Genomic DNA, 11,056 nt, shown 5'->3' on the forward strand with positions numbered 1-11,056 from the left:
TTGCGCCCCCGCGCAAAACGCCGCGCCCAGCAGCGCAAACATCAGTTTCTTCATAGAATTTCCGTCAGTATTCCGGATACCGGAGGAACGGTCGCTCTGCCCGTCCACCGAACGATCATGGCTTGATCAAAAGGCACTAAAAGATAATCGTTCTATATTACAGCAAGTTGCCCGGTATCGGAGTCTGGCAATTCGGCCAGCAAGCGCGCCGCGCCCGGCAGGCTCACGCCCCAGGCACGCGCGCATGCGTCATGACGCATCATGATGCGTCATGTCAGCCAAAGAAATGAATCAGCGGCGGCCGTTCAAGGTGCTAAACAGACGCCAGGCAATCATCGCCACACCGCCCAGACGCAGCCAGCGGGAGCGTTTCCCGCGCAGCAGCCAGGCCGATGCTGTCGAGGTAATGACAGGATGACGCAAGGCCAGCATCCAGATGCGCAGCACGCTGCCCACGATGCCGCTGCCGCCCAGTTTGCTGCCCAGGCCCGTCACGCGCGACACGCTATCGCGCGTGGCAGCGGCGTATTGCAAGAGCAGCTCGCGCTCGACAGATGCCTGGCTGCGCAACAGCGCAATCTTCATCTGCCGGTCTGACATTTTCTTGCTCATGTCCTGTCCCCCCGCTGTGATTGCCGTTCCAACGCCCTGCCGGCGGCATCCACTTCGCTGCGCAGATGCTTGAGCATCTCCGTGTCGCGATGCAGTTCCTCCAGCGTCGCGGCAAATGGCGAATCCCCATGCACCAGATCATGGCGCAGCCGATACAGCAGGTACAAACCGACCAAGGCATAAACGGCCGCCAGGGCGCCCAGGGCGACATAGCGGTACTCGGTCTGCCAAAACAGCATGGCAAACCAGAGAGAGAAGAGCAGGACAGCCAGCGCCAGCAGAAAAACCGCGACGAAAAACATGCCCAGCAGCTTGACCAGACGCAGACGAGCTTCCGCCAGTTCCAGGCCGAACAGCTCAAGGCGAGTACGGAATGCTTCCAGTACCGTCGCGCCCAGCGCAGTAAGAGAGTCTTTCAGATTCATACGGGTTTCCTGATAGCGCCAAGCTTTAGCGCCGATCAGCGGCGGCCGATAACCAGACCCAGCAACAGGCCCAGCACGCCAGCAGCAGCGACAGCCTGCCAGGGTTTGTCGTGCACATAGTCATCGGTGGCGCGGGCAGCGCGGCGGCTCTGCGTCACGATGGCATCTTGCGCATCGTGCACAGCTTCACGCGTGCGCTTGAGCGAAACCAATGCACGCTCACGCAGCTCAGCCGCCTTCTCGCCACTGCTGGAAGCGGCTTCGCGCAACAGCGCTTCGGCATCATGCAGCGTGGATTTCACGTTGTCGATCAATACATCCCTGCTGGATTCCGCGGATTTACGAGACATAGATTCTGCTCCTGGAAAACGCGCCCCCCGGGCGCGGCGATGAAGTACCGCCATTACTGGCGGATGAAAACACATGATCCAGCCATCCTCCAGCGCTGCCAGGCAACACCCGCCGCAAAGCGTTTGACACCGCGGACATACGCCGTAGAAACGGCCCATGTCGTCATAATAGCAGTGCGAACCCCTCCGGCAAGCCATGGAACTGGCCAAGTCAGACAAATTGTTTCAAACCCCGCTACGCCTGCAAAGCGGTTGCGCGCGCCATTCGCCGCGGCTTGTCGAGATCGTTACACAATGTGCTGCAGCGGGCGGGCGCCCCGGCATGACGGCTGTCGGCTGGCGATATCCGACGCGTTAGCCAGTTTGCCCGGACACGGCAGGCAGGCCGATCCGCGGTATATGCCGATTAGTCATTAAGTCATGAATTTTCAATCATTCCAGCGCTAGGCGCGCGATGCCAAAATGGCCTGCCTACTTTGCCTTCCTTGCCGCCATGCCGCTGTTTCCGATTTTTGCCGACTTGCGCGAGCGCGCCGTCCTGGTCGTGGGCGGTGGCGATGTCGCCGAACGCAAGACCCTAGCCCTGCTGGAAGCGGGTGCCGCCGTCACGGTTGGCGCCCCCGCCCTCACACCTGTCCTGCGCGAGTTGGCCAGCAGCGGCAAGTTGCGCCATCTCGATGGCCATTTTGAACCGGACTGGCTGGCAGACTGCTGGCTCATTATTGCCGCTACCGATGACGCCGCCTTGAACGCTGCTGTCGCGGCTGCGGGCGAGGTCCGCCGTATTTTCACCAATGTGGTGGATGACCCGCAACGCTGCAGCTTCCAGGTGCCGTCCGTCGTCAACCGGGCGCCGATCCAGATCGCGATTTCTTCCGCTGGCACCGCCCCTGTGCTGGCACGGCGGATCCGTGAGCGCTTGGAAAGCCTGCTGGATCACTCCCTGGGCCATCTGGCAGCGCTCGCTGCCAGCCAGCGCCAGCGCATCCGCGCCAGCTTCCCGGATTTACGGCGCAGACGCCATTTCTACGACTGGCTGCTGGATGGCCCTGTCGCAGCCTTGTTGCGCCAGGCCCGGCCAGCAGAAGCCGAACAGGCGCTGCAAGATGCCCTGGCGCAAGCCCATCCCGCGCTGCCTGGCAGCGTTACCCTGGTTGGCGCTGGCCCGGGCGACCCTGGCTTGCTGACCCTCAAGGCCTTGCGTGCCTTGAACGAAGCGGATGTCATTCTGTATGACCGCCTGGTCAGCGACGACATTCTGTCATTGGCGCGCCGGGATGCCACACGAATTTCCGTAGGCAAACGTCTGGGCGGCAATCACGATGCCACACAGGACAATATTCATGCCTTGATGCGGGAACATGCCCGTGCCGGCCGCAAAGTCGTGCGGCTCAAGGGCGGCGATGCCTTCATCTTCGGCCGTGGCGGCGAAGAAATCAGCGCCTTGCGCGCCGATGGCATTCCTTATGAAATTGTGCCTGGCATTACCGCTGCCCTGGCATGTGCCGCCTACAGCGGCATTCCGCTGACCCACCGCGACCATGCCCAGTCGGTACGGCTGATTACCGCCCATTGCGCCCAATCGGAAGACACGCTGGATTGGCAGGCTTTGGCGGCCGAACGCCAGACCCTGGCGTTCTATATGGGCGTTGGCCAGCTGGAAACCCTGGGCGCGCAGTTGATCGCCCATGGCCGCAGCGCCGCCACGCCTTGCGCGCTGATAGAAAATGGCTCTTTGCCCAATCAGCGGGTCCTGCCCACGACCCTGGCAAACATGGCGCATGATGCCGGACTGCACGGCATACACGCCCCGGCCTTGCTGCTGATTGGGGAAGTCACCGCCATGGCACGCGAGCATGCCTGGTTCGGTGAGTTGTTATCCCAGCCATCACCCGCCTCCCCCCCAGCAACGCGCCAAGCGACGTCATACCCAGCGCCGCCAGCGGCATCCCTGCCCGTCTGCGCTATTTAGGCCTGCCCGCGCCAGACGGCGTGCCCGCCGCGCTACCGCCATCATCGCGATGGCGGGCTACCTGCAGGCGGGTGTGAAGCGTGAAACTAGCGCCAGCGGCGCTGCCGCCCCCCTGCCCGCAGACTCAGGTGCTTTTCTGCTGCGTACCAAAAATCCGGTCGCCAGCATCTCCCAGGCCCGGCACGATATAACCGTGCTCGTTCAGCCCCTGGTCGATCGACGCCGTATAAATATCCACATCGGGATGGCGCGACTGCACTTTTTCTATCCCTGCCGGCGCCGCCACCAGCACCAGGGCACGGATATCGCGGCAGCCCGCGCGCTTGAGCAGATCAATGGTTGCGACCATGGACCCGCCGGTCGCCAGCATGGGGTCGATAATCAGCGCCAGGCGCTGATCCATATCGCTGGCCAATTTTTCCAGGTAGGTATGGGCTTCCAGCGTTTCCTCGTTGCGCGCCACCCCCACGGCGCTCACGCGCGCGCCGGGAATCAGCGTCAACACGCCATCCAGCATGCCGATACCGGCACGCAGAATGGGCACCACCGTGACTTTTTTGCCCGCCAGCTTTTCCACGCTGACCGTACCGCACCAGCCTGCAACCTCATGCGCTTCGAGCGGCATATCGCGTGAGGCTTCATAAGTCAGCAGGGCTGCGACTTCCTGGGACAACTCGCGAAAACTCTTGGTGCTCAAATCGGCGCGCCGCATCAACCCGAGCTTGTGACGAATCAGCGGGTGGCGGACTTCGTAAAGTGCCATGAAATATCTCCGTATATCTGCGCCCGCATCTATAACGGAAGGCCACGCCGCTGGCAAGAACTAAATGCATCCTGCCTGCGGCGCCGCCTGCCGCCCGCTGCGCTCAACGTTCCGCCAACCAGGCAACCAGGGCATCGTCAAAGGCGCGAACCTTATCTGCCTCGGCATGATTCACCAGACTGACGACGATATAACGTTTGCCGCTGGCGCTGGCCACATAACCGGCAATGGCGCGGACATCACGCAAAGAACCTGTTTTCAGATGCGCGCGCCCCTGGGCCTGCTTATTCTGCAAACGCCGCCGCATGGTACCGTCCACCCCCACGATCGCCATGGAAGATAAGTATTCCGGCATCCAGGGCGAACGCCAGGCGGTATCCAGCATCGTTACCAGGCTATCGGCCGAAACCGCTGCCTGGCGCGACAAGCCGGCCCCGTTATCCAGCACCAGCTCAGGCATGTTCAGCCCCTGGCGCGCCAGCACTGCCTGCGCCACCTGGGCGCTGCCCGACACGGTGGCCGGCCCGCGCCCCCGTTCCACGCCCAGCGCCAGCAGCAGCATGCGCGCCATGACGTTGTTACTGCGCTTGTTAATGACCCGTATCACATCCGACAAAGGCGGCGACTCGTGCTGGGCCAGCAGCACCGCATCCGGCGGCACCTCGCCTTCGCGCCATTGCCCGTCAAAGGTTCCGCCCATGGAGCGCCAGAGGTACTCGAAGGTGCGCTGCGCAAAATCCACCTGCCCCAAGGCCAGCCGGTACAGGCTGAATTCGCCGCAGGAACCCGCCACTTTGCCGCTGAGCTTCACCACAATACCGTCCTGGTGAATGACCGGTTCGGTGCGGACGACAGGAGGGCCAGGGCAACGGACATCACTCCACTCCACCTCGCCTTCCAGGCGCACGCCCGGCAAAGGCGGATCCATGGTGGCACGCCACCGGCGCGCTGACGCATCGGGCAGGAACAGCAGGCGCGACGCGCCAAAACCGATCACCAGCGCATCCGGGCTGGCGTTGTACGGACGGTCGCCCGCGCCGTCAAAGGCGCTGGGGTCGATCTCGACCGGCCCGAATACGCTGCGGTCCACGACAACCTGGCCGATATGCTGCACGCCGCGCAAGCGCAGCTCCCGCAGCAAGGCCCACAGGTCACGGACATCAAACAGCGGGTCTCCCGATGCCCGCAGATACAAGGCGCCTGGCAGCTTGCCCTGCGCATCCGGGTGCGCGCCTGGCTCGGTCAGCAAGGCCGTGCGCCAGGTATATGCCGGCCCCAGTTCCGAGAGGGCTGCCCAGGTCGTGATCAGTTTCATGACGGACGCAGGGTTGCGCGGCACATCGCCATTGATGCGCACCAGTTCCTGGCCCGCGAGCTCGCGCACGACCAGCGACAGCGACTCTTCCGGCAAGCCGGTGGCGCGCCAGGCGCGATCGACCTCTGCCGGCACTCCCGTCAGCGCTGCCGCCCCCGGCGCCCATAACCATGCCGCGCCCAGCAGCATCCAGGCCGCGGCCCGTCTGCCAGGACCTATTTTCGCCATTAATGCCATATTCTTTTCCGCCGTCCTTCCCTGATCTATCCCATGCCGGAAGCGGCGCGCCCAGGTGCCGCGCCTGCGCCAGCATAACCAAAACCCGTCCCGGCCCACAAACCCTTCGTGCAGCGTCTAAAATGCAGGGACTTGCCGGCGCACCCCGCCGGCCCACCGCGCCGCGCGCGCCAGATATCTTCCGTCCCGTGTCCACACCTCTGCTGCTTTCCGATTACGACTATACGCTGCCCCCGGAACTGATTGCGCAAGCGCCTGCCGCGCGCCGCGACGCCAGCCGTTTATTGCGGCTGGACCCCCAGTCCTGCCTGCACGATATGCATTTCAGTCAGTTACCCACACTGCTGCAACCCGCCGACCTGCTGATCTTCAACGACACCCGTGTCATCAAGGCCCGCCTGTTCGGCGCCAAGCACAGCGGCGGCAAAGTCGAAGTCCTGGTCGAACGGATTCTCAGCGGCACGGAAGTGCTGGCCCACATCCGTTCCAGCAAATCGCCCAAACCCGGCAGCAGCCTGCGCCTGGCCGATGCCTTCGATGCCCGGGTGCTGGGCCGCGAGGGCGAGCTCTTCCATCTGAGCTTTCCCGAAGATGCGCTGGCGCTGCTCGATCAGCACGGCGCCACGCCGCTGCCGCCCTATATTGAGCACAGCCCGGATGCCGACGACGATAGCCGCTATCAAACGGTTTACGCCCGCGAACCGGGCGCCGTCGCCGCCCCCACGGCTGGCCTGCATTTCGATGAAGCCATGCTGGAACGGCTGGCAAGCCAGGGCGTGGCACGCGCCTTCGTGACCTTGCATGTCGGCGCTGGCACGTTCCAGCCCGTACGCGCCGGGCGCATCGAAGACCACGTTATGCATGCCGAACGCTACACCGTTCCGGCAGCCACCCTGGCCGCCATCGAACAGGCCCGCGCAGCAGGCGGCCGCGTCATTGCGGTCGGCACAACCAGCGTGCGCGCCCTGGAATCGGCCGCCGCCCAGCTCGGCGGCAACCCGCCGCCTGCCGGGCAAGCAGTGACTGGCGATACCCGGCTCTTCATTACCCCGGGCTACCGCTTCCACTATATTGATGCCCTGATTACCAATTTCCACCTGCCGCAATCCACCCTGCTGATGCTGGTGTCGGCGCTGGCTGGCGTGGAACCCATCCGCCGCGCCTATGCGCATGCAGTGGCCGAGCGCTACCGCTTCTTCAGCTATGGCGACGCCATGTTCATTGAATCTCCCGCAGCGTGACCCCATGACCGGACTGAATTTCGAACTGCTGGCCACCGACGGCCTGGCCCGACGCGGCCGCATGACCCTGAACCACGGCGTGGTCGAGACCCCCATTTTCATGCCCGTGGGCACCTACGGCAGCGTCAAGGCCATGCTGCCGCACGAGCTTGAGGAAGTCGGCGCTCAGATCGTCTTGGGCAACACCTTCCATCTCTGGTTGCGCCCTGGCGTGGAAATCATGCAAAAGCATGGCGGCCTGCATGGTTTCATGCAGTGGCAGCGCCCCATCCTGACCGACTCCGGCGGTTTCCAGGTCTTCAGCCTGCAAGGCATGCGCAAGATTACAGAGGAAGGCGTGCGTTTCGCCTCCCCTATCGACGGCGCCCGCCTGTTCCTGACGCCGGAAGAATCCATGCGCATCCAGCGCGGCCTGAATTCCGACATCGCCATGGTGTTCGACGAATGCACGCCCTATGAAATCAAGGGCCGCCCCGCCACCATGGACGAAGCCGCCACGTCCATGCGCATGTCGTTGCGCTGGGCGCGCCGCTCGCGCGATGCCTTCGATCAATTGGAAAACCCCAATGCCTTGTTCGGTATCGTGCAGGGGGGCATGTATGAATCGCTGCGCGATGAATCCTTGGCCGGGCTGACCGATATCGGGTTTCATGGCTATGCCATCGGCGGCCTGTCGGTCGGCGAACCCAAGGAAGAAATGATCCGCATCCTGAAGCATGTCGCGCCGCGCATGCCGCAGGACAAGCCGCGCTATCTGATGGGTGTCGGCACGCCGGAAGATTTGGTCGAAGGCGTGGCCAACGGCGTGGATATGTTCGACTGCGTCATGCCCACGCGCAATGCCCGCAACGGCTGGCTGTTCACGCGCCATGGCGACGTGAAGATCCGCAATGCGCGCTACCGCGACGATACCCGCCCGCTGGATATGCATTGCGCCTGCCACACCTGCCGCCAGTTTTCACGCGCCTATCTGCACCATCTGCAGCGCGCCAACGAAATCACCGGCGCCCGCCTGAACACCTTGCACAATCTGCACTTCTATCTGCAAATCATGCAGGAAATGCGCGATGCCATTGCTGCCGGCACCTTCCAGGCCTGGCGCGAACAGTTTGCGGCCGACCGCGCGCGCGGCGTGGATTAAGCCATGCGACGCCAAGGGGTATTCTGCCCGCGCAAGCCTGTACTGGCGCATCGGGGTGCGCCAGTACACGGTTGTCTTCCGGTGCCGCTACAATAAATGGTTTGGATTTCAATTTGCCGGCCGCCCGCCGGTGCTTTTTTCAAACACCAATAACTAAACCTATCAACGGGAGAATTCATGCTCGCAACTGAAACGACCGGCCTGATCCTGGCCCAAGCCGCGCCCGGCGGAGAAACCGGCGGCGCTCTGATGGGCATGCTGCCCATCATCCTGATGTTCGTGGTCCTCTATTTCCTGATGATCCGTCCGCAGATGAAGCGCCAGAAAGAGCACCGCAACCTCGTCGCGGCACTGTCCAAGGGCGATGAAGTCATAACTGCCGGCGGCATTCTGGGCAAAGTCACCCGCGTGACCGACGCCTATGTCACCCTGGAAGTGGCCGATCTGGCTGAAAAACCGGTGGAAATCCTGCTGCAAAAGAGCGCCGTCACCACCGTGCTGCCCAAGGGAACCATCAAGTCCCTGTAAGCGTCATCCCCGCTGATATGGCTCCATACCGGAGCCATATCCGACTTTTCAAGACAGACCGGCAATGAACCGCTACCCAATATGGAAGTACATCACCGTCGCCGTGGCGCTGGTGATTGGCCTGCTCTATACCCTGCCCAACTTCTTCGGTGAATCTCCCGCCGTCCAGATATCCAGCGCCCGCGCCACCTTGCGCGTTGACCAGGGTACGCTGACCCGGGTGGAACACGTGTTGCGGGACGCCGGTCTGGAAACGACCGGACTCAGTTTCGAACAGAGCGGCACGATAGGCACGGTGCGCGCCCGCTTTGCGAACACCGACATTCAGCTGCAGGCCCGTGACCTGCTGGAACGCTCGCTGAACCCCGATGCCGCCAATCCGTCCTATACGGTTGCGCTCAACCTGCTGTCGGCCTCGCCGCAATGGCTGAGCGCACTGGGCGCGCACCCCATGTTCCTGGGGCTGGACCTGCGCGGCGGTGTGCACTTCCTGCTGCAAGTCGATATGGACGGCGCGCTCAATGCCCGTTACGACTCGCTGGCCGGTGATGTCCGCAGCTTGCTGCGTGACCAGAAAATCAGCAATGCCAGCGTCGAGCGCAGCGGTCACAGCGTTGCGGTGACTTTCGCTGACGAAGCCGCCCGCGACCGCGCCCTGAGCGCCCTGCGCAGCCGCTTGCCCGATCTGGAATTCAGCGACAACCCCAATAATCCCGTCCTGCTCACCGGCGTTTTGAGCCCCACGGCCATCAGCGCTGTTCAGACCAATGCGCTGCGCCAGAACATCACGACGCTGCACAACCGTATCAATGAACTGGGCGTGGCCGAACCCATCATCCAGCAACAAGGCGGCGACCGTATCGTCGTGCAGCTGCCTGGCGTGCAGGATGTCGCCCGAGCCAAGGAACTGCTGGGCCGCACCGCCACGCTGGAAATCCGCATGGTTGACGACAGCCCGGCTGCCCTGTCCGCCCTGTCGGCTGGCCGCGTGCCCTTCGGCCTGGAGCGCTATGAAGACCGCAACGGCCGCCCGCTGCTGGTCCGCCGCCAGGTACTCCTGACGGGTGAAAACCTGCAGGATGCGCAACCCGGCCGCGACCAGCAATCCCAGCTGCCTGCCGTGCACCTGACGCTGGATGGCAAAGGCGCGCGCATTTTCCGCGATATCACCCGCGACAACATCAACAAACGTATGGCCATCCTCCTGTTCGAAAAGGGCAAGGGCGAGGTCGTGACGGCACCCGTCATCAATTCCGAAATTCCTGGCGGACAAGTGCAGATTTCCGGCAGCATGGGCCCCGAAGAGGCCGCCGACATCGCGCTGCTGCTGCGGGCCGGCGCGCTGGCCGCCCCGATGGAAATCATCGAGGAACGCACCATCGGCCCGAGCCTGGGGGCGGAAAATATTGCGCAAGGCTTCAATGCCACGCTGTATGGCTTCCTGGCCATCGCCGTCTTCATCATTCTGTACTACCACCTGATCGGTATCTTCTCGACTATTGGCCTGGTCTTCAACGTGCTGCTGCTGCTGGCGCTGCTGTCCATGCTGCAGGCCACGCTGACCCTGCCCGGCATCGCCGCCATCGCGCTGACACTGGGCATGGCCATTGACGCCAACGTACTCATCAACGAGCGCATCCGGGAAGAGCTGCGCAACGGCGCCACACCGCAACAAGCCATCAATCTGGGCTTCGAGCGTGCCTGGGGCACCATTCTTGACTCCAACCTGACCACGCTGATCGTCGGGCTGGCACTGCTGGCATTCGGCACCGGCCCGGTACGCGGCTTCGCCGTCGTGCACTGCCTGGGCATCCTGACCTCGATGTTCTCATCGGTGGTCGGCGTGCGCGCGCTGGTCAACCTCTGGTATGGCCACCTCAACCGCAAGGCCAGCAAGATCTCCATCGGCACCATCTGGAAACCCGGGAAGGACTGAGACGCATCATGGAATTTTTCCGCATACACCGCACTATCCCGTTCATGCGCCATGCGCTGGTGCTGAACCTGATAAGTCTGGTCACTTTCATTGCAGCGGTTTTCTTTATCGTTTCCAAGGGCTTCCACCTGTCCATCGAATTTACCGGTGGCACAGTCCTGGAAGTGGCCTATACGCAGAGCGCACCGCTCGATGATGTCCGCAAATCGGTAGCCGGATTGGGCTATACCGACTTTCAGGTGCAGAATTTCGGCACCTCGCGTGATGTCATGATCCGTCTGCCGCTGGCGGAAGGCCAGACGTCGGCCACCCAGAGCGAAACGGTGCTGGCAGCCTTGCAGGCCGCCGATCCCAGCGTCGAACTGCGCCGGGTGGAGTTCGTCGGCCCGCAGGTCGGCCGGGAACTGGTGGAAAACGGCCTGATGGCCCTGCTGGTCGTGGTGCTGGTCATCATGGTGTACCTGTGCTTCCGTTTTGAATGGAAGTTGGCATTCGCCGGCGTGTTCGCCTACCTGCTCGACGTGGTATTCATCATG

Annotated in this window: 10 protein-coding genes and 1 pseudogene; 6 read left to right on the forward strand and 5 right to left on the reverse strand. The window is 63.0% G+C overall.

Annotated features, from left to right (window positions below):
- Positions 1–291 precede the first annotated feature (291 nt).
- The 3 genes from ACTJGZ_RS14420 to ACTJGZ_RS14430 are packed head-to-tail and all read right to left on the reverse strand — an operon-like array spanning position 292 to position 1,387.
- On the reverse strand, positions 292–612 hold the full coding sequence (locus ACTJGZ_RS14420; protein ID WP_441663600.1) for a hypothetical protein: 321 nt from the start codon (positions 610–612) through the stop codon (positions 292–294).
- Positions 609–1,037, reverse strand: coding sequence for a phage holin family protein (locus tag ACTJGZ_RS14425; RefSeq protein ID WP_441663601.1), 429 nt, complete (start codon positions 1,035–1,037; stop codon positions 609–611). Before ACTJGZ_RS14425 ends, ACTJGZ_RS14420 begins: the two co-directional genes overlap by 4 nt.
- 35 nt (positions 1,038–1,072) lie before the next feature.
- The gene (locus ACTJGZ_RS14430; RefSeq protein WP_441663602.1) at positions 1,073–1,387 is read right to left on the reverse strand and encodes a DUF883 family protein; all 315 of its coding nucleotides are present in this window, start codon (positions 1,385–1,387) and stop codon (positions 1,073–1,075) included.
- Between the two features lie 493 nt (positions 1,388–1,880).
- Here ACTJGZ_RS14430 and cysG point away from each other — a divergent pair, with 493 nt between their 5' ends.
- The gene (gene cysG / locus ACTJGZ_RS14435; RefSeq protein ID WP_441663609.1) at positions 1,881–3,359 is read left to right on the forward strand and encodes a siroheme synthase CysG; all 1,479 of its coding nucleotides are present in this window, start codon (positions 1,881–1,883) and stop codon (positions 3,357–3,359) included.
- A 124-nt stretch (positions 3,360–3,483) separates the two neighbouring features.
- Here cysG and upp read toward each other — a convergent pair whose 3' ends face one another.
- Entirely contained in the window at positions 3,484–4,122 is a 639-nt protein-coding gene (upp, locus tag ACTJGZ_RS14440) for a uracil phosphoribosyltransferase (RefSeq protein WP_441663603.1), read from the reverse strand.
- A gap of 103 nt (positions 4,123–4,225) precedes the next feature.
- Complete coding sequence (dacB, locus tag ACTJGZ_RS14445) at positions 4,226–5,665, reverse strand: D-alanyl-D-alanine carboxypeptidase/D-alanyl-D-alanine endopeptidase (RefSeq protein ID WP_441663604.1); 1,440 nt, start codon at positions 5,663–5,665, stop codon at positions 4,226–4,228.
- A 197-nt stretch (positions 5,666–5,862) separates the two neighbouring features.
- Between dacB and queA the strand changes: the two genes are divergently transcribed.
- The 5 genes and pseudogenes from queA to ACTJGZ_RS14470 form a co-directional block, all read left to right on the forward strand.
- Complete coding sequence (gene queA / locus ACTJGZ_RS14450; protein WP_441663605.1) at positions 5,863–6,915, forward strand: tRNA preQ1(34) S-adenosylmethionine ribosyltransferase-isomerase QueA; 1,053 nt, start codon at positions 5,863–5,865, stop codon at positions 6,913–6,915.
- 4 nt (positions 6,916–6,919) lie between these two features.
- The gene (gene tgt / locus ACTJGZ_RS14455) at positions 6,920–8,056 is read left to right on the forward strand and encodes a tRNA guanosine(34) transglycosylase Tgt (protein ID WP_441663606.1); all 1,137 of its coding nucleotides are present in this window, start codon (positions 6,920–6,922) and stop codon (positions 8,054–8,056) included.
- 177 nt (positions 8,057–8,233) lie between these two features.
- Positions 8,234–8,584 (forward strand): preprotein translocase subunit YajC, encoded by a 351-nt coding sequence (yajC, locus tag ACTJGZ_RS14460; protein WP_441663607.1) that lies wholly within the window; start codon positions 8,234–8,236, stop codon positions 8,582–8,584.
- Positions 8,585–8,648: 64 nt separating this feature from the next.
- Positions 8,649–10,520, forward strand: coding sequence for a protein translocase subunit SecD (secD, locus tag ACTJGZ_RS14465; RefSeq protein ID WP_441663608.1), 1,872 nt, complete (start codon positions 8,649–8,651; stop codon positions 10,518–10,520).
- Between the two features lie 8 nt (positions 10,521–10,528).
- Positions 10,529–11,056, forward strand: a pseudogene (locus ACTJGZ_RS14470) (protein translocase subunit SecF); the annotation flags it as partial.

This window comes from Kerstersia sp. (assembly GCF_052103615.1).
In the GTDB taxonomy this organism is placed as follows: Bacteria; Pseudomonadota; Gammaproteobacteria; order Burkholderiales; family Burkholderiaceae_B; genus Kerstersia.

What these genes read in the sequence shown, in the direction of transcription:
- ACTJGZ_RS14420 (WP_441663600.1), bottom strand. Translation starts at nt 612, where the DNA reads ATGAGCAAGAAAATGTCAGACCGGCAGATGAAGATTGCGCTGTTGCGC.
- ACTJGZ_RS14425 (WP_441663601.1), bottom strand. Translation starts at nt 1,037, where the DNA reads ATGAATCTGAAAGACTCTCTTACTGCGCTGGGCGCGACGGTACTGGAA.
- ACTJGZ_RS14430 (WP_441663602.1), bottom strand. Translation starts at nt 1,387, where the DNA reads ATGTCTCGTAAATCCGCGGAATCCAGCAGGGATGTATTGATCGACAAC.
- cysG (WP_441663609.1), top strand. Translation starts at nt 1,881, where the DNA reads ATGCCGCTGTTTCCGATTTTTGCCGACTTGCGCGAGCGCGCCGTCCTG.
- upp (WP_441663603.1), bottom strand. Translation starts at nt 4,122, where the DNA reads ATGGCACTTTACGAAGTCCGCCACCCGCTGATTCGTCACAAGCTCGGG.
- dacB (WP_441663604.1), bottom strand. Translation starts at nt 5,665, where the DNA reads ATGGCGAAAATAGGTCCTGGCAGACGGGCCGCGGCCTGGATGCTGCTG.
- tgt (WP_441663606.1), top strand. Translation starts at nt 6,920, where the DNA reads ATGACCGGACTGAATTTCGAACTGCTGGCCACCGACGGCCTGGCCCGA.
- yajC (WP_441663607.1), top strand. Translation starts at nt 8,234, where the DNA reads ATGCTCGCAACTGAAACGACCGGCCTGATCCTGGCCCAAGCCGCGCCC.
- secD (WP_441663608.1), top strand. Translation starts at nt 8,649, where the DNA reads ATGAACCGCTACCCAATATGGAAGTACATCACCGTCGCCGTGGCGCTG.